A 21,611-nucleotide genomic window follows, 5' to 3' on the forward strand; every position below is an offset into this window, starting at 1 on the left:
CCTCCCGCCCGTTCTCTTGAGTGAGGTCCCGCGTTCTCCCCCGTGCGCGGGGCCTCACCGCTGTCGGCACCGTCACTCCCCGAGAGCGGCCCGTTCCTCTTCGGTGAACAGCCGCGACCGGATCAGAAAGCGGACGCCCTCCGGCGCCTCCAGCGAGAATCCGCTGCCCCGCCCCGGGACGACGTCCACGGTCAGATGCGTATGCCGCCAGCGCGCGAACTGGTCCGCCGACATCCAGAACCCCACCGCCTCTGGTACGCCCTCCACGGCCAGCCGCGCCAGCAGCACGTCCGACGACCCGGTACGGAATTCCCCGGCCGGGTAGCACATGGGGGCGCTGCCGTCGCAGCAGCCGCCGGACTGGTGGAACATCAGCGGCCCGTGCTGGGCGCGCAGCAGCCGCAGCAGCTCGACGGCCGCCGCGGTGAGCCCGATCCGTGCCGCCTCCGCCGCCTCGGCCCCCCGCTCCTGCGCCATCACAGCCCTCCCGGCCTCGTCGCCGAGCGGCCGACCGGGGGAACCTGCATTTCGTGCGGGTACATCCGCCAACCCCTTCCTGACCAGCGAAAACGAACGAACGCCGCGGCTCGTGACGGCGGCGCGTCGGTCCGGAACCGGGCCGGATCGCGGTCACCGGGCCGGCCCGGCGGCGGTGGCTCAGTCAACCCGTTGCCACGTTGCACGAGGGTTGCACGCCCTCGCCGCGCGGAGAACGCCGTCGGTGAGCCGCGTCTCACCCGGGCCGTGCCGCTTGTCTATGCAACGAGTTGCATAGAAGGATCGGGGCATGGCGCTCGAACACGCGATCCTCGTCTCCCTGCTGGAGAAGCCGGGCTCCGGCTATGAGCTGTCCCGGCGGTTCGAGCGGTCCATCGGATACTTCTGGACCGCCAGCCACCAGCAGATCTACCGCGTCCTCAAGCGCATGGAGAGCGACGGCTGGATCGACGTCCGGGAGGTGCCGCAGCAGGCCCGTCCGGACAAGAAGGAGTACTCCGTCGCGGCCCGCGGCCAAGCGGCCCTCTCCCAGTGGCTGCACGAGCCGATCGAACCCGAGAGCATCCGGCACGAACTCGCCGTGAAGATCCGCGGTGCGGCCTTCGACGACCCGAGCGCGCTGATCGACGAGGTCGAGCGGCACCGCCAGGTGCACTCCGACCGGCTCGCGCACTATCTCGCGGGGGAGCGGCGGGACTTCACCGGCCCCGATGCCCCCGGAACGCCCGACCCCGGGCGCGAGCTCCAGCACGTCGTGCTCCGCGGCGGCATCGCCTACGAGCAGATGACGCTCGCCTGGCTCGACGACGTACTCGCCACCCTGCGTCGGCTCGCTCCCGAGCGCTGAACCGACGCCCACCCCGTCCATCGACCCACCGACCCTCAACTCCCGAGCCGGAAAGGCGAACACCCATGGCCGACCCGCTGCTGTTCAACCCCCGCACCTACGACCCGGCGCACTTCGACCCCGAGACCCGCAGGCTGCTGCGCGCCACCGTCGACTGGTTCGAGGAGCGCGGCAAGCGCAAGCTGATAGAGGACTACCGCTCCCGTGCCTGGCTGGCGGACTTCCTCGCGTTCTCCGCCAAGGAAGGGCTGTTCGCGGCCTTCCTCACCCCCGCCTCGGCCGCCGACGGGCACAAGGACAAGCGCTGGGACACCGCCCGGATCGCCGCCCTCAACGAGATCTTCGGCTTCTACGGGCTCGACTACTGGTACGCCTGGCAGGTCACCATCCTCGGCCTCGGCCCGGTCTGGCAGAGCGACAACGCCGCCGTCCGGGCCCGCGCGGCCGAACTCCTCGCCCAGGGCGAGGTGTTCGCCTTCGGCCTGTCCGAGAAGGCCCACGGCGCCGACATCTACTCCACCGACATGCTCCTGGAGCCCGACGGCGACGGCGGCTTCCGGGCCAGCGGCTCCAAGTACTACATCGGCAACGGCAACGCGGCCGGGCTCGTCTCCGTCTTCGGCCGCCGCACGGACATCGAGGGCCCGGACGGCTATGTCTTCTTCGCCGCCGACAGCCGCCACCCCTCGTACCACCTCGTGAAGAACGTCGTCGATTCCTCGAAGTACGTCAGCGAGTTCCGCCTCGAGGACTACCCGGTCGGCCCCGACGATGTCCTGCACACCGGCCGCGCCGCCTTCGACGCCGCCCTCAACACCGTCAACGTCGGCAAGTTCAACCTCTGCACCGGCGCCATCGGCATCTGCGAGCACGCGATGTACGAGGCCGTCACCCACGCCCAGAACCGCATCCTCTACGGCCGCCCGGTCACCGCCTTCCCGCACGTCCGCCGCGAACTGACCGACGCCTATGTCCGCCTCGTCGGCATGAAGCTGTTCAGCGACCGCGCCGTCGACTACTTCCGCTCCGCCGGCCCCGACGACCGCCGCTACCTCCTCTTCAACCCGATGACGAAGATGAAGGTGACCACCGAGGGCGAGAAGGTCATCGACCTCATGTGGGACGTCATCGCCGCCAAGGGCTTCGAGAAGGACACCTACTTCGCCCAGGCCGCCACCGAGATCCGGGGCCTGCCGAAGCTGGAGGGCACGGTCCACGTCAACCTCGCCCTGATCCTCAAGTTCATGGGCAACCATCTGCTCAACCCGGCCGAGTACGCGCCCGTACCGACCCGCCTCGACGCGGCCGACGACGCGTTCCTCTTCCGGCAGGGACCGGCCCGCGGCCTGGGCGCCATCCGCTTCCACGACTGGCGCACCGCCTACGACGCCTACGCCGAGGTGCCCAACGTCGGGCGCTTCCGGGAGCAGGCGGACGCCCTGTGCGAGTTCGTCACCACCGCCGCCCCCGGCGAGGAGCAGAGCCGCGACCTCGACCTCCTGCTCGCGGTCGGCCAGCTGTTCGCGCTGGTCGTGCACGGCCAGCTGATCCTGGAGCAGGCCCGCCTGACCGGCCTCGACGAGGACGTGCTCGACGAACTGTTCGCCGTCCTCGTACGCGACTTCTCCGCGCACGCCGTCGAACTGCACGGCAAGGACTCCGCCACCGAGGAACAGCAGCGCTGGGCGCTGGGTGCGGTCCGGCGCCCGGTCGTCGACGACGCCCGCTCGACGCGCGTGTGGGAGCGCGTCGAGGCGCTGGCCGGCGCGTACGAGATGGCCCCGTAACACCGGGGCACGACGCCCGCACGAGTGACCGGCAGGCTCGGCCGACATCCGCGGATGCCGGCCGAGCCTGCCGCACGGTGGTCGTCATGCGTTCCGGATGGCGGTGATGATCCGGCGCGCCCACTGGACGGGGGTGTGGTCGTCCAGCAGACCGGCGAGTCGGGTGATGTGGTCGCTTCGGTGGCCCGGGGACGTGCTCAGCGCGCGGTCGAGCGTGTCGACGAGATCCTGGGCGGAATGCGGGTCCGTGAGAAAGGCCGCGGGGGCGAACTGCGCGGCGGCTCCCGTATGGCGGGAGAGGATGAGGATCCCGCCCCGGCCGGCGGCGGACTGGGCGGCAATGAATTCCTTGGCCGTGAGATTCATACCGTCGGCCAGTGAGGTCACCCAGAACACGTCGGCCGCGAGGTAGTGGTCCACCACCTCGGCGAAGGGCAGGGCTCTGGGGATGTAGTCGACGGGTTCCCAACCGCCGGTGCGCCAGGTCCGGTTCAGTTCGGTGACGGCATTTTCCAGGCGCGTACGGGTGGTGTCGTAGGCGCGGATGCCCGGTTCGGGCGGCGGGCAGACGAGGCGGAAGCGCAACCGGCCGCGCAGGTCGGGCCGCTGGGCGAGCAGCGTGGCGAGGGCCTGCACTTTTTGCAGGGGTGCCTTGGCGTAGTCGAGGCGTTCCACCGACAGGACCAGAATGGAGCCGTCCTCGCGACGCCGGGGCGGGCGGGCGCGGGCCAGCGTCTCGACCGTCGGGCGGTCGATGGGCAGCGGGTGCACTCCCACCCGGGGCGGGCGGCGGGCCCCGGCGAGAGCGTGCCGGAAATGGTCGGCATAGCCGGCGGTGTGGAACCCGGCCCAGTCCAGGCAGGCCAGCGAGGTTCGGATCCGTTCCGCGGTGGGGATGCGGGCGAACACCTCCGGTGCGGGGAACGGGGTGTGGTGGAACAGGCCGAGGCGCAGGTCGGGCCGTGCGGCCCGCAGGATGCCGGGGACCAGCCAGAGGTTGTAGTCGTGGAGCCAGACGGTGGCACCGCGGTCGGCGTGCGCGGCGATGTGATCGGCGAACGCCGCGTTGACCCACTCGTAGTCGGCCCAGGCCGAGGGGTCGTGACGGATGAGGTCGGGCCGGGACATCAGGGCGGGCCAGAGCGTCTCCTTGCACGCGCGGTGGAAGTAGCCCGTCCAGTGAGCGGGCGTCACGGGCAGAAAGGCCAGCGGCAGGCCGGTGTGGTGCGGGCCTGGAGGGGTGCTGGAGAAGTCGTCGACCAGGGCGGCCGTCCAGATGGCATCGAGGCTGTCGGTGCCGCCCTGGAACAAGCCCTGCAGGCTGGGCAGGATGCCGTTGGGACTCACCGGCTGCTGCCATGATCCGTCCGCCCAGCGCACGGGCGGACGGTGGTAGCCGATCACGGTGGAGAAGGTGGGCTCCACCCAGCCCAGGTGCTCCAGGGCGGACAGGATCGCGCCCGCGCCCCGCCGGCCCGGCCGGTGCACGGGAGACTCGGGCGGTAGCCGCTTACGGAGGGCGGGCTCGGCGTCACCCATGATCACGCCGTGGGCGCCCAGCCGGAACAGCGACAGGTCGTTGAGGGAGTCGCCGGCCACCAGGACGGCGGCCATGGGCCATTGCAGCTTGCCCGCCAGCAGAGCGAGAGCGTTGCCCTTGCTCGCCGCAGCGGGCAGTACGTCGAAGTAGCGGTCGGCGGAGTAGGTCCAGCCGCAGCCCAGCTCGGCCACCGCCGCGCCGATCTCCTCCGACAGCAGCTCCGGCTCGAGATAGAACGAGCAGCGCCCGTCCTGAGCGACCCCGTCCTGGTGCACGAGCTCGGGGAAGCGCTGCAAGGCCGCCCGCACACGTTCCTCCCCGGGCCAGCCCATCCGCAGCTGGTTCTGCAGGACGTCGAGGCGGCTCATATCGGTGGCGTCGACGACGCTCGCGCCGACGTCCGCGATGATCCAGCGGGGCCGCGGGACGAGCGGATCGCGGGCCAGGATTCCCTCGACGGAGGGCAGTCCACGGCCCGTCGCGAACACCAGGGTGATCTCCGGATGACGCGCCAATGCCTCCCGGAGCCGCCGGCGGTCGCAACGGTCCCCGCCCAGCAGCGTGCCGTCCAGGTCGGTCACCAGCACCCTGACGCCGTCCACGGACGCGGGCCCGCCCGCCGCCCGTTCGCCCACCGGCAGTCCAGCCATGCTTCGCCCCTGTCGTCGTCGGAATGCGTAGGGAGTCGCCGAGGAAATGCGCAGGGATCAGCCCGGAAGGCGCGCCACCCACTGCTCCAGACCCGCCGCATCCAGGGCCGCGCCGGAGCCCGTTGCGGTGACCGACGCCGTACCGCAGGCGACGCCCGCGGCCAGGCATGCGGCGAGCGTCCCGCCCTCCAGCCGGCGGTGCAGGAATCCCACGTTGAAGCAGTCGCCCGCTCCGGTGGTGTCCACGACCTCCACCGGGAGGGACGGCTGCGCGACCCGTTCACCGTTCTCCACCGCGACGGCCCCCCTGCTGTCCTGCTTGACGACCACCGTGGAGACCAGGCCCGCCAGCACCTCCACGGCCTCGTCGACGCTGCCGGTACCGGTCATCCGCAGGGCCTCCGCCGCGTTCGGGGCGAACACATCGACCTGGCCGAGCGCCTTTTGCACCGCCGGCATGTCGACGCTGCCGGGGTAGTCCTGACAGTCCATGAACACCGTCGCCCCCAGCCGCGCCGCGACATCCAGCGCATCGGAAACTTCCGGCCCGTACTGCAAGTACGGCAGCATCAGCGCCGCCGGCCGGTACGTTGCGATCAGCTCACCGAGGGGACGGGCGTCGACCGGATCCTCGTAGGCGATCATCGCCCGGTCGTCCGGGCGGGACAGCGCGACCGTGACATTGCGGACCGGTCGCGGGTGATGCCGAAAGCCGTGCTCGTTCATGTCCTCCGCACGCGCCACCGCGAGGACCTCTTGACTGAAAACATCAGTGCCGAAGTCCGCGGCCCACACCGCCTCGCGTCCCAGCCGCCGCAATCCCATGGCCAGGGTGAACGCCCCACCGGGCACCATGCCGAACCCCTGGGCCCACACCTCGTTGCCGAACGCCACCGGACCCGCCAGCCCGCGGAACACCAGGTCGACCGAGTAGGCCCCCACCACGAGCACCCGCCCGCCGGCCGCGTCCGTACCCGCCGGCCCGGCCATCAGCGGCCTCCCGCACAAACCCCGAACTGCCGCCGTTCCCGAAGGGCAGCGGCCGAGGGGACAGCCTCAGGCGCTCCAGCGACCGGGGAGCCGCAATGCCGATGCATCATGGCGGGACTGTAAGCAAACGCGCAGTGAACGGGACCGGCAACTCACGGGTATGTCCGAAAAAGGACGCCGTCGGCCAACCTCCCGCCTTCCTCCGACAACGGGGACGCTACGGGGGAACAACGCGCCCGGCAGCCGGGGCGCCCCTCCCGGCGCCGCATCACCGCAGGCCGGTACGCCGGACCGGGGAAAAAATCCCGCGACGCAGGACAAACGGGAGTGTTAGCTTCCGCAGCCATGGACCCGATCGGCGAAAAAGACATCCGTGCCTCCTTCGTGAACTGCTCGAAGGGCGAGGCAAGCCGGCTCAGCGTGCCGCGGGATCTGCCCGAACTCCCCTGGCCCGACCTGGACTTCCTGGGCTGGCGCGACCCGGGAGCGCCCGATCGCGGCTATCTCGTGACCGAGTACGCGGGCGATCTCGTAGGCATCACGCTCCGCACCCCGCAGAGCGTCCACAGGAGCTTCACCAGGACCACCGCCTGCGCGATGTGCCTGACCGGACACCCGGGATCGGGGGTGGCCCTGCTCGCCGCGCCCAGGGCCGGCGCGTCCGGCCGCCAGGGCAACACCGTCGGCGCGTACTTCTGCGCCGACCTGGCCTGCTCCCTCTACCTCCGCGGCAAGAAGCAGACCGGGCTGCTGCGTTATGAGGAGTCACTCACTGTGGAAGAGCGCATCAGCCGTACGCTCGGCAATCTGCACGAGTTCCTCGACAAGGTCCGCGCGCCCTGACCGTGCCCGGCGACGCCGAGACCCGAGACGGCGTCGGTCGAAACGGCGGCGGCGAGTCGGCGGCGTCCGAGAGGCTCGTGGCGACGGGCAACTCCCCGGTGGCGGACCGGTGGAGGCGCCGCTCCGCGCGGCGAGGCGTGGGCGGCGCACCGGGGCTACCAGTGGGTAGTCTCGCGTTGCACCGCGCCGGACGGGCAGTCGAGGCGCCCGGACCCGGAGCGCCGCCCGACCGGCGCCCCGGCCCGGCGATCCGACCGGCAACCGAATCCAGGACGGCGGCAATCCATGGCAGATCACGACCTGACCGGCTTCGACCGCAGCACCTTCACCCACGACGGCACCACCCGCCGGATTCTGCGGCGTGGCACGGGGCCCGCGGTGATCGTGATCGCGGAGATACCGGGTATCACGCCCAAGGTGCTGGAATTCGCGGAACGCGTGGCCGCAATCGGCTGCACCGCCGTGCTCCCGGTGCTCTTCGGCACGCCCGGCCGCGGCGCCGACCCGGTGGCCGACGGCCGGCTGAAGGTGGGGCGGTACCTGGCCTCGTCGATGGGGAAGGTGTGCGTGAGCCGGGAATTCACCGTGCTGGCCACGGGGAAGTCCTCCGCCGTGGTGACGTGGCTGCGAGCCCTGGCCGCGCACGAGCACCAGCGCTGCGGCGGCCCCGGCGTCGGGGCCGTCGGCATGTGTCTCACCGGCGGCTTCGCCCTGGCCATGGCCACCGATGAGCGCCTTCTCGCCCCGGTCCTGTCCCAGCCGTCCCTCCCGCTGCCGCTCACCAGGAGCCGGGCCGCCGGTATCGATATCTCCCCGGAAGATCTCGCCGCCGTCCGGGGCCGCTGCGAGCGTGACGGCCTTCAGGTCATGGGGCTGCGGTTCCGCGGCGACCGGCTCGTACCGGGCGACCGGTTCGCCTTTCTGCGCCGCGAACTCGGTGAGGCGTTCCTCGCCGTCGAACTGGACGACTCCGCGGCCAATCCCGACTCCGCAATGCCGCCGCACTCCGTGCTGACCGAGCACCTCGTCGACGAACCCGGTCAGCCGACGCGCGCGGCGCTGGACGACGTGCTCGACCTCTTCCGTACCCGCCTGCTCGAGCAGCACCGCGACACGGACGCCCCGGCAGGCTGAGTACGGATACTCAGGCACGCCTCGCCGTCGGCCGGGGACGATGAAGGCCGCTACCCGGTGTCAGCCAAGGAGGAACAGCACATGCTCAGCCACCTCGCTCGCACGGTGGTGCCCGCCCTCGGTCGCTTCACGGTCACGGCTGCGCCCGACGCCGAGTTGGCCCCGGGCAGCATCATCGCCGCGAACCACACCTCGCTGCTGGACCCGGCGGTGGTGATGGCCGCTCTGCATCGCCACGGCGTCCGTCCGGTCATCCTGGCAACCGCCGGTCTGTGGCGCATCCCCGTCCTCGGCCGCGCGCTGGCTCGCGAGGGACACATCCCGGTCCACCGGAACGACGTCCGGGCGGCTCGTTCACTGGACGAAGCCGAAGCCGCCCTCGCGAGTGGCCGGTTCGTCCTCATCTACGGAGAGGGCGGCCTTCCGCGACGCACGGACTCCGGCGAAACCCCACCCGGTCCGTTCCGTCACGGGCTCGCCGCGCTGGCACAGCGCACCGGAGCCCCCGTCGTCCCGCTCGGGCAGGCCGGTGTCCGTCGGCTCTCCTCCGGCAGCAGGGCCAAGCAGATCGCCGGCTTCCTCACCGCTCCCGTGCGCCGACCGGACCTGCATGTCCACATCGGGGCACCGGTGCAGCTGCCCGGCGACAGATCCGCGGCCACGGCCCGCGCCCGCGCCGCAGTCACCGAGGCCTGGCGAACCGCCGCCGAACGGATCGGCGATCCGGTGGCGCTCGCGGCCTGAGCCCCGGCGGGCCGGACACGCTCGCGAGCACGATTCCGCACAGAGGCATGCCCGTCATGGCAACGGCAGGGATATCGGTAGCGGTTGCACGGCGCCGACCGCCGACGCACGCGGTGGGACGACACCATGAGGCGGTCTTGTCACGGACAGGCCGTCGCACTCACAGTTGCCTTGTACAACGGGTTCGGTGCGGGCCGAAAAGACGGGGGACACAAGTGAATCGCACGCGGAGCGTCGTGGTGTCGGTGGTTGCCACGGGGTTGGCAACGGCTTTGCTGACAGGGTGTGGCGGCATCGACGGGAAGATCGGGGACTACGACAAGGTCACCGTCTGGCCGAATGCCGATCCCCGGGGTCAGCAGCCGGTCGCCGAACTGACCACACTCACGCCGGTGACCGTCGAGTGCTACACGCCGGGCGAAGTGAATGCGACCGGATACGGCTACGGCGCGACGTACAAGATCTCCTATGACGGCGGATCCGGCTATATCGACGAAAGCACGTCGATCATGAGCGACGGCGGCGAGGTGTCCCCCAGCCGGGTACCCAAGTGCTAGCAATGGCCGCGCGCGGCATGACGTGTAGTGCGTCGTGCGAGCCGACCGACGCGCTGCTGTGCGGTGACGGCCCGGTACGAACGTTGATCGATCGCTGCGTGCCCGATGAGTCGGTCGTCGCGGGTCTGACCCCCATCTGACCTGCAGCGATATCGCCGTCGCTCGAGATGCTTGTGCCTCGTTCGGCCAGTAGCATGAAGAAGTGAGGATCGCAACCGGGGCGGCACGCCCCGGGCGGCAAGGCTCCCGAAGGATGGGGACCGTTCAGCCGCGAGACGTGCTTCCGCTTCGAGCGGTGACCTCTGCGACCGCACCGCATATTTCGCATGCGCTGTGGCCATCCACCATCGAATTTCGATGGTGGAAGGAAAGGTAAAGACTCATGCGAGTACCACGTATCAAGCGTTCTCTCGCTGTAGCAGCTGCCGGTCTGATGCTGGCAGGTGGCGCAGCTTTGGGCGGGGCGGGTGCGGCCACGGCCGCTCCTGTCAGCACGCCCAACGCGGTCAGCCACTTCCACTTTGACGACTGCGGCTGGAACGGCTGGTGGGACTACTGCGGCGGTTACGGCGGCTATGGCGGCTACGGCGGTTATGGCGGCTACGGCGGCTACGGCGGCTACGGCGGCTACGGCGGCTACGGCGGCTACGGCGGTTATGGCGGCCACGGCGGTTATGGCGGCTACGGCGGCTATGGCGGCTTCGGCGGCGGCCACGGCGGCTACGGCGGCGGCGGCTTCGGCGGCGGCCACGGTGGCGGCGGCGGTGGCGGCTTCGGCGGCGGCGGTGGCGGCGGAGGCGGCCACGGCGGTCGATGAGACAACTCAGAAAGGACAGCGGCCTCCCCAAGTGGGAGGCCGCACTGATGCCCCGAGGGGCCTACCGCACGCCTGTGCCGGGCACGGGGGCCGGGCCTGGCCGACGGCAGCGGGTCGTGGCCGAGAGTGCGGCCCGACAACGCATCCGGGTCGCGATGCCCTCAGGCCCGGTGGGCTTCACCGGGCCCGAGGTCCGACGGACCGGTCACCGCACGCGTCAACCGGCCTTGTGCACGACCATCGCCGACCCACCGCCCCGGCGCTTCGGTTCGGCGACCGCCTGGGTCCGCCCGTCGGAGAGGAACTCCAGGGCGGCGACGGCACCGATCTCCGGTGACGGGGTGAAGGCCTTCGGGGCCTCGACGAAGTGCTGGCCGAGCCTGTCCAGCGCCGTGCGCTCAGGGGACTTGAGGAACGCCGGCTCCGCCTCGGTGTCGGCACGGTTGCGCTGCGAGATCCGCGGTGCGGCGACCGCCTGGGGCAACGTCATGCCCAGGTCCACGCGGTTGACCAGGGTCTGCAGCACGGTCGTGATGATGGTGGCGCCGCCCGGCGAGCCGACGGCGATCATCGGACGGCCGTCCTTCAGGACGATCGTCGGGGACATGCTGCTGCGCGGACGCTTGCCGGGGCCCGGCAGGTTCGGGTCGGGCACGTCCTTGGAGATCGGGGTGAAGTCGAAGTCGGTCAGCTCGTTGTTGAGCAGGAACCCGCGTCCGGGCACGGTGATCGCCGAGCCGCCGGTCTGCTCGATGGTGAGGGTGTACGAGACCACGTTGCCCCAGCGGTCGGAGGTGACGAGGTGCGTGGTCGAGGGCCCCTCGTACCGCTCGGCGGTGCCGGTGCCCTTCGCACAGCCGTTACCGGGGTGCCGCGGATCCGCGGGGGCGACCGGACTGGTGAGGGTGGAGGTGGGGCTGATCAGGCAGGCCCGGTCCTTGCCGAACTCCTTCGACAGCAGTGGCTTGGTGGGCACGTCGGAGAACGCCGGGTCGCCCACCCAGCGGTTGCGGTCGGCGAAGGAGATGCGGCTGGCTTCGAGGTAGTGGTGGAGCGCCTGGACCCGGTCGGCCGCGGACAGGTGGTAGTTCTCCAGGATGTTGAGCGCTTCACCGACGGTGGTGCCTCCGGAGGAGGAGGGCGCCATGGAGTAGACGTCGAGGCCGCGGTAGGTGGTGTGGGTCGGCTCACGGCGCAGCGCGGTGTACTTCGCGAGGTCGCCGGCCTTCATCAGGCCGGGCCGTATCTTCGCGTCGGAGCCCGGCGCCACGGGCGGATGCTGCACGGTGCGTACGACATCGCGGCCGATTCCGCCCCGATAGAGCGCGTCCATCCCCTTGCGCGCGAGCTGCCGGTAGGTACGGGCGAGGTCGGGGTTGCGGAAGCGCGTTCCGACGACGGGGAGTTCACCGTGCGGCAGGAAGAGCTTCGCGGTGGAGGAGATGTTCCGGAAGCGTTCCTCGTTCATTTCGGTCTGGGCCCGGAACTCCTCGTTGACGACGAAGCCGTCGTCGGCGATCCGTGTGGCCGGCCGCAGGGCCTTGGTCGGCGAGAGGGTTCCCCAGTCGTGCAGCGCCTTCTGCCAGGTCGCCGGCGTGCCCGGTACGCCCACGGACAGACCGGAGTTGACGGCCTCGGGGAACGGAATGGGCTTGCCCGTCGACGGATCGACGAAGGCGTCCGACTGCATCCGGGCGGGGGCGGTCTCCCGGCCGTCGATGGTACTGACCTTGCCGGTACGGGCGTTGTAGTACGTGAAATAGCCGCCGCCCCCGATACCCGCCGAGTACGGCTCGACGACTCCCAGGGCCGCGGCGGTGGCCACCGCGGCATCGACGGCGTTACCGCCATGGCGCAGCACGTCGATGCCGGCCTTGGACGCGTAGGGGTTGACGCTGGAGACCGCGCCACCGCTGCCGGTGGCGACGGCTTCCTTGGCGGGCGGCTTGTGCCCGGGTCCAGCTGCGGCCGAGGCGGCGTCGGCTGCGGTGCGGGCGCCCGGCTGGGCACCGGCACTGAGGGAGAAGACCAGTGGGACGGCGATCGCCACGACGGAGGCGGCGGCGACCACGGTGCGGCGGACAGGCATGAAATGCCTCCTGGTAACTCTGGACGAGCTGAGATTGCTGGAACCCTGACAGGAGGTGATGGCCACGGCAACGGACAGTGGCATTAATTGCGCTACTTCTGAGGTTCCCGCTCGGTAACCGTCCCGGACGGGTCCGTGCCGCGGAGGCCGCGAGGCCGTGGAGTACCTGGTCGGCCGGCTTGCCGAGGCAGGCGACGAGGCGAAGGCGGAGACCGTCGTCCCCGAGGGCGGCGGGCGACAAATGAGAAAGGCAAGGAGAGTACCCACTCCTTGCCACTCTCAACTTATAGCGCACCGGGGGGCTTGCCGCAAGCCCTGGGTCGTGCCGCAGAATCACCGACCGAAGCCAAAACAGAAATGGTGGTTCGATGATCGACGTAATCATTGCCGGCGGTGGACCGACCGGCTTGATGCTGGCCAGCGAGTTGCGACTGGCCGGAGTGCGCGTGGTCGTGCTGGAGAAGCTGACCGAGCCGACCACCCAGTCCCGCGGCCAGGGCCTGCACGCACGCAGCGTCGAGGTGATGGACCAGCGCGGCCTGCTCGACCGGTTCCTGGCGGTCAGTGAGACCTTCCAGGCCGGTGGTCTCTTCGGCGGCATCGCGAAGCCGTGGCCGGAGCGGCTGGACACGGCCCACCCGTACGGCGTCGCCACCCCGCAACCGCTCACCGAGCGGCTGCTCAATGAGCGTGCCCTCGAACTCGGTGCCGAGATCCGGCGCGGCTGCGAAGTGGTCGGGGTGAGCCAGGACGAGGACGGGGTGAGCATCGAGCTGGCGGGGGGCGTAACCGGCGGGGAGAACACGAGCCTTCGCTCGCGCTACCTCGTCGGGTGCGACGGCGGCCGCAGTACGGTGCGCAAGTTGATCGGCGTCGATTTCCCCGGCGAGGCCGCCACGGTCGAGACGCTGCTGGGCGAAATGGAGCTGACCGAGGATCCGGCGACGATCGCCGCCGTCGTCGAGGAAGTCCGCAAGACCCAACTGCGGTTCGGCGTCACCCCCTCCGGGAACGGGGTGTACCGCATTGTCGTGCCCGCCGACGGGGTGGCCGAGGACCGTGCGACCGAGCCGACCCTCGACGACTTCAAGCAGCAGCTGCGGGCCCACGCCGGCACCGACTTCGGTGTGCACTCGCCGCGCTGGCTGTCCCGGTTCGGCGATGCGTCACGGCAGGCCGAGCGCTACCGGGTCGGCCGGGTGTTCCTGGCCGGCGACGCGGCCCACATCCACCCGCCGACCGGCGGGCAGGGGCTCAACCTCGGCGTGCAGGACGCGTTCAACCTTGGCTGGAAGCTGGCCGCCGCGGTCAACGGCTGGGCCCCGGAGGGTCTCCTCGACAGCTACCACGCCGAACGGCACCCCGTGGGCGCCCGCGTACTGGACAACACCCGCGCGCAGATCACTCTCCTCGGGACCGATCCGGGTGCGACCGCGCTGCGGGAGCTGTTCGCGAAGCTGATGGACTTCGAGGAGGTGAACCGGTACGTGACCGAGATGATCACCGCGGTCGGGGTCCGCTACGACTTCGGCGAGGGCCACGAACTGCTCGGCCGACGGCTGCGGGACGTCAAGCTGAAGCAGGGTCGCCTCTACGAGCTGATGCACGGCGGCCGCGGACTGCTGCTCGACCAGACCGGCCGGCTCTCGGTGGCGGGCTGGGCGGACCGGGTCGACCACGTCGTCGACGTCAGCGAGGAACTGGACGTGCCCGCGGTACTGCTGCGGCCGGACGGCCACGTGGCGTGGGTCGGTGACGGTCAGCAGGATCTGCTCGGCCGGCTGCCGAAGTGGTTCGGCGCTCCCGTCGTCTGAGCGCGCGCTTCCGGCCCGAAAGGTCCGCCGCCCGGCAGTCGCAACGATTGCCGGGCGGGCGTGCAGAGCCATTGATACCTCGGCACGGTCGGCGGTTGCGCCGGCCCTCGCCTCACTCGGTCTGGTCCGGCCGTGCGTCTCGGTCGGCCTCCCGAGCTGCACGCTCCAGCCGACTGCGGTAGCTCTCCCACCACGCCGAGTCGCCCGGCGGCATGCTGTCGTTGCCCTGGTTCACCCCCACGGCGCCGTCCATGAGTTCCCGGAGGATGTCGGCCTGCCCGGCGTGCCGGTGGGTGTCGGCAGTCACGCGCACCACGGCACGAAGCAACGTCACCTCGTCCCTGCCGCTCGGCCACCACGGCACCCTGCCGACCGTGTCCAGCGCCAGCGCGTCGATCGTCGCGTCCGCGTGCGCCCAGGCCCGGCGGTAGAGCTCCACGATGTACTCGCGTGACTCGTCAGCGGTGACCCACATGTCCGCGTTGGGCTCAGCGCCGTCGTCGAGCCAGGGCAGCGGCTCGCCGGACGGCCGTCCGAACGTGTCTCCGAGGTAGCCCAGTTCCACGCTTGCCACGTGCTTCACCAGGCCCAGGAGGTTGGTGCCGGTCGGCGTCAGCGGGCGGCGGATGGCGTACTCCGAGAGTCCATCGAGCTTCCACAGCAGGGCATCGCGGGCGGACTGCAGAGAGAAGTGGAGGTCGGCCTTGTGCTCCGAGGCGGTCATGGGGCCAGTCTGCCGTTCGCGCGATCTTTGTCCACCGCCCTTTCGCCACGCGCGGTGAACCGGATCCGGTCATCGATCGGCGGCCCCGGTCGTTCGGCGGAAGGGACCGTCGTCCGCGAAGGCGTGGGCGGCGAAGCGCTTGCCCATCCGGCGGTAGGCGGCGGCGGTGGGGTGCAGGCCGTCGGCCAGGTCGGCCACCTCGTCCGGGCCGAGCAGCTCGCGTCCGTCGAGAAAGTGGAGGTGAGGATCGTGGGCCTGCCGGGCCGCCACGATCCGGGCCAGCTCGGCACGGACCACCGTCAACGACAGCGCCCCATCGGCCACATCGGCCGGGTCGCCCAGGGCTGTGATCTTCCCGTCCGGGCCCATCGCGGTCGGGCCGGGCGTTTCCTCGAGGGCCGGACAGCTCACCGGGGACGTCAGCAGCAGCGGGGTGTCGGGGTGTCCGTCCCGGATCGTGTCCAGGAATCCGTGCACCGCCGGGCCGAACGTCCGCAGCCGGAAGGCGGCCAGGCCCACGATGTTGATGCCCACCTTGAGGCTGATCAGGTCGGCGGGCATATCGCGGACCGTCCGGGCGACATACGGGTCCAGCAGGGCGTTGCCCGCCTGGCTGAGATTGATCACCTCTACGCCTCCGAGCGCAGCCGCCACCACCGGCCAGGTGCCGGTCGGGCCATCGGCCTCGATGCAGTGGCTGAGGGAACTGCCGTGGTGCACCCAGCGGCGCCGCCCGTCCGGCAACGGCGCCAGCACCTCGCCGTCGGCCCGCAGCGCCACCAGTTCCGTGGGGGTCTGCTGCGGCAGCCACAGCTCGACGTGCTTCATGCCGGCCGGCAACCCGGCGAACCGTACGGTCCCCGGCTCGCCCGGGATCACTCGCTGCACGGCCCCGGGGCCCGCCATCCGCACCACGTTGCCCACCGGCGCTTGCCGACGACCGGCCGGGGCGCCGTCCACCAGCAGTTCCAGCATCCCGGTCGAGCGGGGCCGGGGGTCGCTGTCGAGCTGTCCTGTGGAGGTGAGCACCTCGAACTCCAGGGCACGCGCATCCGTACGGAAGACCAGCCGCACCCCCGAAGGCATCAGGGTCACCCCGTGGACCGACGGGTCCTGATACTGCTCCTTGGTCCACGCGGGCAGTCGGCGCGGCATCACCCCCGACGGCGTCGTCTCCAGGTCCAGCGCACCCCGTATCTCCACCGGCCCGTCCCGCAGCGGAACCGCCCGCATCGCCACCGTCATCGCTCCTGCCCAGGTCAATCGCTCTCCGGCCCGGATGCGTGTACGCACCCGCGAGTTCCCGCCGCCACCCTGACACACCAGCACTCCGTGCCGTTCGAACTTCCCCACGTTGTCCGGGGAACGCGGTGAGTCCTTCGTCGGCGTTTCACCCACACGCCGTCCGGCCGGTGGAGCGGTGCTCCACTGTGGTGCCCATCTCGCGTGCCAGGGCCACGGTCAGTGCGCGGAAGAGGCGCACCTCGGGGTTGCGGTCGGTGGTGCGGGTGGCAAGCACGCTGTGGGCACAGGGTGCGTCGAGCACCGGTACGTAACGGGTTCCGGGCCAGGGGTAGTAGCGGGCGAAGGACTTGAGTCCGGAGCCGGCGCCGCGGCCCGCCGCCACGCTGGTGAGGACGTCCTGCGGGGTGAGGGCGCAGTCGGGCGCACGGTGTTCGCCGGTCTCGAAATACAGGTAGTCGCTGAAGTTGCGGGGGGTGTGCGGGGGCACCCGCAGATAGGGCAGGTCGATGACGTCCGCCACGCGGACGCCGGTGTCGGCGGCGTCCGCGAGCGGGGAGCGGACCGGGACCGCGACGATCCTCTGCTCCGTGGTCAGGATCTCCACGTCGATCCCCTCGGCCTCGAAGGCCGGCCGTACGAACGCCACATCCACGCGGTCCTCGCGCAGCGCACTGAGGTGTTCGGTGAAGGTCAACTGGACGAGTTGCAGCGGCACTTCGGGCCGGGCGCGACGGAAAGCGTTGACGGCGGCCGGGGTGACCTCGGCCGAGCCGTGCCCCATGACGCCCACCCGCAGGGGGCGGGCAGGGGCCGGCGGGGCGAGGGCGGCCTCTGTCACGTCCTCGACGGCCGCGTTCGCAGCGGCGAGCAGGATGCGGGCATGGGAGGCGAGCCGCTGTCCGGCGACGGTCGGCGTGACGGGGCCGTTGCCGCGGTCCAGCAGCCGGGTGTCGAACTCTCGCTCCAGTTGCTGGACGTGCTGGGTGACAGCGGCGGGTGAGAGGAAGAGCCGGGAGGCGGCCCGTCCGTAGTGCTCCTCCTCCACCACCGCCAGGAAGGAGGACAGCTTCCGCAGATCCATACGGGCCACGATACGACCGCGATACGCCTGGTCACGACGGCGTTCAGGATTCCTGAACGGGGCAGCGCCGGGCACTGACCGGGCCGTACAACGGTCGGTATGACCAAGACAACGGTCGGTACGACCAAGACAACGATCGGTACGACCGAGACGACGGTCGGTGCGACCAAGTGCGCCGCCCCAGCCGCTTCCCCTGCCCTCGTCCCTCCCGCCTCGCCGTCGGGCGTGGGCGTGCCCCGGCACTGGCTAAGGGCGGGCTGGGTGATGACGGCCTCCGGGTGGAGCGCCAACCAGTTTTCCGCCCTGCTGGGCGCCTACCGCAGTGAACTGGGCCTGACCACGGCCAGTACGACGGCACTGTTCGGCATCTACGTGCTGGGGCTCATCCCCGGCCTGCTGCTGGGCGGGCCGCTCGCCGACCGGAGGGGGCGCCGCCCCGTCGTGTTCCTCGCGCTGGGCACGTCGGCATTGGCCACGTGCCTGCTGATGATCGGGCCCGTCGCCGCCGTCTTCCTGTGGCCCGGGCGCTTCCTGACGGGGATCGGCGCGGGTGCCCTGCTGGCGGCGGGCGGCGCCTGGATCAAGGAGCTCTCCTCGCCTCCGCACGGCACCGCGCCCAACCCGGGAGCGGCGGCCCGTCGTTCGGGGCTGTTTCTGTCCGCGGGCTTCGCGACCGGCGGCCTGGCCGCAGCCCTCATCGCCCAATGGGCCCCGCACCCCATGGTCATCGCGTACGTCCCCCACCTGATCATCTCCGCCATCGCCGCGCTGAGCGCCGCCCGGGCCCCCGAAACCTCGCCGGCCCATGCCCATGCGGCCCCGTCGGCTCCCGCCCCTGTCGCGCCGGGGGAGCGGCGCGCCTCGGGGTCCGATTTCCGCCGACTGGTCGTCCCCGTGGCGCCGTGGGTGTTCATCGCGCCGGCGGTGGCCTTCGCCACGCTGCCCGGGCTGGTCGACTCCGACGTGAAGGGCTGGGAGACGGTCTACGCCGGCGTGATCACCGCCGTCACGCCCGGCGCCGGCATCATCGTGGCGCCGTTCGCGCGGTCGCTGGCCGCCCGGCACCGCATAGCCACCGGCGCGATCGGACTGGCGGCCATCGCTCTCGGACTGCTGATCTCCGCGCTCGCCGCGGCGCAGGCCCAGCCCGTTATCGCCCTGATCGCTTCGGTGGCGCTCGGTGCCGGCTACGGGCTGTGCGTCGCCTACGGCCTCACCGAGGTCGCCGCCCTCGCGCCGGCGCACCAACTGGCGCGCCTGACCTCCTCCTTCTGGACGGTGGCCTACCTGGGCTTCCTCGCCCCCTACGTGATCACCCTGTTCACCGGCGTCTTCTCACCCCCCACGATCCTGACCGCCGCCGCCGTACTGGCCCTGATCACGCTGGCGACCCTCGCCTATCGCGGCACCCGCCAAGCCCACGCCCGCTGACCCGCCCCGTCGTACACGCTGACAGTGCGCATGCTGCACACATGATGTGCGGCGTATTCATCGAAGGTGCAAGGTGTCGCGATGGAGAAAACAGAATCGCTGCCCGAGGCTTTCTATTGGCCTCTCGGTGACGGGCGATATGCGAGCAGTTCCGCCACCGCGGGACCGTGGACCTCAAAAGCGCAGCATGCCGGCCCGCCCTCCGCATTGCTGGGAAGGGCGCTGGAGCGGCACGCATCACGCGAGGGTTTCCGTGTCGCCCGCATCACGCTGGAGCTACCGCGCCCGGTCCCTGTCGGCGACCTACAGGTCACCGTCCGCACCCTCCACTCGGGCAGGCGCACCGACTTGCTCGAAGGTGAGCTGACATCGGGCGGGAAGAGAGTGCTGACCGCACGGGCATGGAGAGTCGCCGGCAGTCCTGCCGACACTCCGAAGCTGCGGCCCGTCCCCGCCTCCCCGCAACTGCCGCATCCGCAGCCTCCCCACACGATGGCAGGCGCTCACCTGGACGGCTACATCTCCGCAATGGAGTGGCGGTTCGAGCCTGGAACGGGGTTCGACACGCCTGGCCCGGGCACGGCCTGGGCGCGACAACGCATCCCGCTGGTGGCCGACGAGGACGATACGCCCCTGACGCGCGCCCTCACCGTGGCCGACAGCAGCTGGGCCGTGGGCTTCGAACTCGACCATCGGCAGGGGCTTGTCATCAACACCGATGTCACGCTGGCCTTGCACCGAGAGCCTGTGGGGGAGTGGTTCTGCATGCGCTCCGCAACCGCCGCCAGCCCCCACGGTTCGGGCTTGGCGTTGGGGCAGCTCGACGACGAGGCCGGCGACTGCGGCCGCATCCTGCAGACGTTGTTGATCGCTGATCGCTGATCGCTGACGGGCTCAACGGGCTTCGGGAGGCATGAAGACACGCGGATCGTGACCACCGCGAACGGCGCGTGGTGCGCGAACTCATGGGTATCGAGCACGTCGAGCGGCGATACGTATCATCAAGCGCACGCTGGATCGCCGGACCACGTCGACCCACTGACCGACAACCGTGTCCGGCTGCCCTGGCCTCCGCCCTGGCCTTGGGCCCAAGTGACCGCACCCGGCCCGACACCGCCGTCCCCGTGACGGCGATGCCGGACGGGTGCGGATCTCGTTCCGGAAGGCAGCAGTGACGAACAACGCGTATCCCTTTGCCGACGGCCGCAACCTCGTCTGGGAGTTGACCGGCTTCGACACCCGGGACGAACTCGTGGACTGCATCCAGCTGACCCGGGAGCAGTTTCTCCGCATCCGGCACCTTTTCGACCGTGGCGCGGACGTCTGGATGATGGCCGGCGTCCATCCCGTAGACCCCGGCCTTCGGCGTCCGATGGAGGAAATCCTCGGTGCCGTCCGCTTCCGGGAGGGCGTGGACTACTTCCTCGGAGCCCGCCAGGACCTGCCCGCCGGAGGGCTGTGGTCTCCCTCGACCGGTACGCAGGCCCCCGGTCCGGTGCCGCCGCCCTAGGGGGTGTCCGCAAAGTCCCGCCTGGCTCGCGGCGCCTGGCACGCACGCTCGCTGCGTTGTCGGGATCGTCCACGTAGCCCGCTACGAGGACGACCCTCCGCCTTGCGATCGCACGCACCAGACGCCGCCAGCCCCGCCCTCCGGGCGGACGACAGGACTTTGCGGACACCCCCTAGGAGATGGCGGCACGCTTCGGTACCCGTGAGCTCTGCCGCCTGAAGGTCCAAGGTTCCAGCGGTTCAGCGCAGACTGGACGGGATGTCGGGCACCGCAACGGGACGGAGCACTGTCAGGGAATCTTCCTGGCGCGCCGTCATCGCAAAGGGGAACCTGTCGATTTCCAGGCAGAGATCGACGTCGTCCGGGTGGTATCCGCTCCGCAGCCCACCGGCGAGGTCTGACGCGGCACGGGAATTCCTCGCGCGGTGGAGATACGGGGCCGCATCGACATCGCCTCCGGCCATACCTTGACCAATGTATTCAGCGCAGGCCAGGTCCTCGTCGGCCCGGCCGCCCTCGCCGGTGACAACGAACGTCACCGGACCGGAATCCTGGGTCCGCAGAAACCTCGCGGTCGGGCCGGCCACCACGAAGCTCGCGCACAGGACCAGCGGCGCGTTCGCGACGGCCAGCGCGCCCACGGTTCCTGCCGTCGTCTTCTGCACCAGCGTGCGACCAGCGAAATCGCAGGACCTGAGCAAGCCGGGCGAGTTCACCGCGTCGAAGCCCGCTGCCGGAGCTCCGTCCTTCAAAGCCAGCCAATCCGAGTGGCTCTCCTTCAAGGCAAGTGCCTCACTCTCCGTCGAGGCCAGGACGATCCTCTCGACGCCACGCGAGAAGGCCCAGGCAGCCACGGTGAAGGCGCGCATGACGTCGATGACGACTGCAACACGGGGAACGCCGGTCAACTCCGGGATGCCGACGAAGTGATGCTCCATCGCACCATTTTGACGCCCCTGGATCATCCGAAGGGCACGATGGCTGTGGCTGTGGCTGTGGCTGTGGTTGCGTGTGGTTCATCAGGAGTGGCTCCAGGTCGGCGTCCTTCTCGATGTAGAGCCGCAGGACGACCACCAGCTGACGGGCGTCGTCCATCACCACGCTGCGGCGGGAGGGCGAGGACCCTTTGCGCAAGGCCGTCCGCGCAGCCTCGTGGTGGAGGACAGGGTGCGGCTGGTTCTCCGCGTACGTGCGCGCGGGCCTTGCCTGGCGCCAACTTGCCCCACTGTTCGGGGTGTCGCAGTCGACGGCCCCACCGCAGCCGCCCGGCGGATCGGCGTTGACCTGCGCGTTCATGCCGAGATCGCGGG

At 70.7% G+C, this 21,611-nt stretch carries 19 protein-coding genes and 1 pseudogene; 12 read left to right on the forward strand and 8 right to left on the reverse strand.

Annotation, left to right across the window (positions count from 1 at the left end; genetic code table 11):
• Window positions 1-72: 72 nt before the first annotated feature.
• Window positions 73-477: a DUF779 domain-containing protein gene (locus ACIGWZ_RS01450; RefSeq protein ID WP_400059605.1), complete on the reverse strand. Its 405-nt coding sequence runs from the start codon at window positions 475-477 to the stop codon at window positions 73-75.
• A 310-nt stretch (window positions 478-787) separates the two neighbouring features.
• Between ACIGWZ_RS01450 and ACIGWZ_RS01455 the strand changes: the two genes are divergently transcribed.
• Both ACIGWZ_RS01455 and ACIGWZ_RS01460 read left to right on the forward strand, forming a co-directional pair.
• The gene (locus tag ACIGWZ_RS01455) at window positions 788-1,345 is read left to right on the forward strand and encodes a PadR family transcriptional regulator (RefSeq protein ID WP_400059607.1); all 558 of its coding nucleotides are present in this window, start codon (window positions 788-790) and stop codon (window positions 1,343-1,345) included.
• 65 nt (window positions 1,346-1,410) lie between these two features.
• Complete coding sequence (locus ACIGWZ_RS01460) at window positions 1,411-3,132, forward strand: acyl-CoA dehydrogenase family protein (protein WP_400059609.1); 1,722 nt, start codon at window positions 1,411-1,413, stop codon at window positions 3,130-3,132.
• An 84-nt stretch (window positions 3,133-3,216) separates the two neighbouring features.
• Here ACIGWZ_RS01460 and ACIGWZ_RS01465 read toward each other — a convergent pair whose 3' ends face one another.
• Both ACIGWZ_RS01465 and ACIGWZ_RS01470 read right to left on the reverse strand, forming a co-directional pair.
• Window positions 3,217-5,322, reverse strand: a complete 2,106-nt coding sequence (locus ACIGWZ_RS01465; RefSeq protein WP_400059611.1) for a trehalose-6-phosphate synthase — start codon at window positions 5,320-5,322, stop codon at window positions 3,217-3,219.
• A gap of 57 nt (window positions 5,323-5,379) precedes the next feature.
• A complete protein-coding gene (locus ACIGWZ_RS01470) occupies window positions 5,380-6,312 on the reverse strand; it encodes a carbohydrate kinase family protein (protein ID WP_400059613.1) in 933 nt (310 codons plus the stop codon).
• Window positions 6,313-6,657: 345 nt separating this feature from the next.
• Here ACIGWZ_RS01470 and ACIGWZ_RS01475 point away from each other — a divergent pair, with 345 nt between their 5' ends.
• The 5 genes from ACIGWZ_RS01475 (at window position 6,658) to ACIGWZ_RS01495 (ending at window position 10,407) form a co-directional block, all read left to right on the forward strand.
• On the forward strand, window positions 6,658-7,155 hold the full coding sequence (locus ACIGWZ_RS01475; RefSeq protein ID WP_400059615.1) for an FBP domain-containing protein: 498 nt from the start codon (window positions 6,658-6,660) through the stop codon (window positions 7,153-7,155).
• A 285-nt stretch (window positions 7,156-7,440) separates the two neighbouring features.
• A complete protein-coding gene (locus ACIGWZ_RS01480; protein ID WP_400059617.1) occupies window positions 7,441-8,289 on the forward strand; it encodes a dienelactone hydrolase family protein in 849 nt (282 codons plus the stop codon).
• 81 nt (window positions 8,290-8,370) lie between these two features.
• Window positions 8,371-9,033 carry a lysophospholipid acyltransferase family protein gene (locus ACIGWZ_RS01485; protein ID WP_400059619.1) on the forward strand — a complete coding sequence of 221 codons (663 nt, stop codon included), beginning with the start codon at window positions 8,371-8,373 and terminating at the stop codon, window positions 9,031-9,033.
• Between the two features lie 215 nt (window positions 9,034-9,248).
• Window positions 9,249-9,590: a hypothetical protein gene (locus ACIGWZ_RS01490; RefSeq protein WP_400059621.1), complete on the forward strand. Its 342-nt coding sequence runs from the start codon at window positions 9,249-9,251 to the stop codon at window positions 9,588-9,590.
• Window positions 9,591-9,972: 382 nt separating this feature from the next.
• The gene (locus tag ACIGWZ_RS01495) at window positions 9,973-10,407 is read left to right on the forward strand and encodes a hypothetical protein (protein WP_400059623.1); all 435 of its coding nucleotides are present in this window, start codon (window positions 9,973-9,975) and stop codon (window positions 10,405-10,407) included.
• A 217-nt stretch (window positions 10,408-10,624) separates the two neighbouring features.
• Here the strand turns inward: ACIGWZ_RS01495 and ggt are convergent, their stop codons facing one another.
• Window positions 10,625-12,496 carry a gamma-glutamyltransferase gene (gene ggt, locus ACIGWZ_RS01500; RefSeq protein ID WP_400059625.1) on the reverse strand — a complete coding sequence of 624 codons (1,872 nt, stop codon included), beginning with the start codon at window positions 12,494-12,496 and terminating at the stop codon, window positions 10,625-10,627.
• A gap of 368 nt (window positions 12,497-12,864) precedes the next feature.
• On the opposite strand from ggt, the gene rox reads away from it, so the two are divergent.
• Entirely contained in the window at window positions 12,865-14,310 is a 1,446-nt protein-coding gene (rox, locus tag ACIGWZ_RS01505; RefSeq protein WP_400059626.1) for a rifampin monooxygenase, read from the forward strand.
• Window positions 14,311-14,422: 112 nt separating this feature from the next.
• Here the strand turns inward: rox and ACIGWZ_RS01510 are convergent, their stop codons facing one another.
• The 3 genes from ACIGWZ_RS01510 to ACIGWZ_RS01520 all read right to left on the reverse strand — a co-directional run bounded on the left by ACIGWZ_RS01510 (window position 14,423) and on the right by ACIGWZ_RS01520 (window position 17,360).
• A complete protein-coding gene (locus ACIGWZ_RS01510; RefSeq protein ID WP_400059628.1) occupies window positions 14,423-15,034 on the reverse strand; it encodes a DinB family protein in 612 nt (203 codons plus the stop codon).
• Window positions 15,035-15,103: 69 nt separating this feature from the next.
• Window positions 15,104-16,279 carry a GDSL-type esterase/lipase family protein gene (locus ACIGWZ_RS01515; RefSeq protein ID WP_400059630.1) on the reverse strand — a complete coding sequence of 392 codons (1,176 nt, stop codon included), beginning with the start codon at window positions 16,277-16,279 and terminating at the stop codon, window positions 15,104-15,106.
• Between the two features lie 145 nt (window positions 16,280-16,424).
• On the reverse strand, window positions 16,425-17,360 hold the full coding sequence (locus ACIGWZ_RS01520; protein WP_400059632.1) for a LysR substrate-binding domain-containing protein: 936 nt from the start codon (window positions 17,358-17,360) through the stop codon (window positions 16,425-16,427).
• A gap of 264 nt (window positions 17,361-17,624) precedes the next feature.
• Here ACIGWZ_RS01520 and ACIGWZ_RS01525 point away from each other — a divergent pair, with 264 nt between their 5' ends.
• From ACIGWZ_RS01525 to ACIGWZ_RS01535, 3 genes are all read left to right on the forward strand, one after another.
• Window positions 17,625-18,791, forward strand: coding sequence for an MFS transporter (locus tag ACIGWZ_RS01525; protein WP_400059634.1), 1,167 nt, complete (start codon window positions 17,625-17,627; stop codon window positions 18,789-18,791).
• An 81-nt stretch (window positions 18,792-18,872) separates the two neighbouring features.
• Window positions 18,873-19,673 (forward strand): thioesterase family protein, encoded by an 801-nt coding sequence (locus ACIGWZ_RS01530; RefSeq protein WP_400059635.1) that lies wholly within the window; start codon window positions 18,873-18,875, stop codon window positions 19,671-19,673.
• Between the two features lie 289 nt (window positions 19,674-19,962).
• Complete coding sequence (locus ACIGWZ_RS01535) at window positions 19,963-20,301, forward strand: hypothetical protein (RefSeq protein WP_400059637.1); 339 nt, start codon at window positions 19,963-19,965, stop codon at window positions 20,299-20,301.
• A 239-nt stretch (window positions 20,302-20,540) separates the two neighbouring features.
• Here the strand turns inward: ACIGWZ_RS01535 and ACIGWZ_RS01540 are convergent, their stop codons facing one another.
• Window positions 20,541-21,239: a 2-phosphosulfolactate phosphatase gene (locus ACIGWZ_RS01540; protein WP_400059639.1), complete on the reverse strand. Its 699-nt coding sequence runs from the start codon at window positions 21,237-21,239 to the stop codon at window positions 20,541-20,543.
• 155 nt (window positions 21,240-21,394) lie between these two features.
• On the opposite strand from ACIGWZ_RS01540, the pseudogene ACIGWZ_RS01545 reads away from it, so the two are divergent.
• Window positions 21,395-21,553, forward strand: a pseudogene (locus tag ACIGWZ_RS01545) (IS5/IS1182 family transposase); the annotation flags it as partial.
• Window positions 21,554-21,611 lie beyond the last annotated feature (58 nt).

The organism is Streptomyces sp. NPDC053427 (genome assembly GCF_044544985.1).
Lineage (GTDB): Bacteria > Actinomycetota > Actinomycetes > Streptomycetales > Streptomycetaceae > Streptomyces.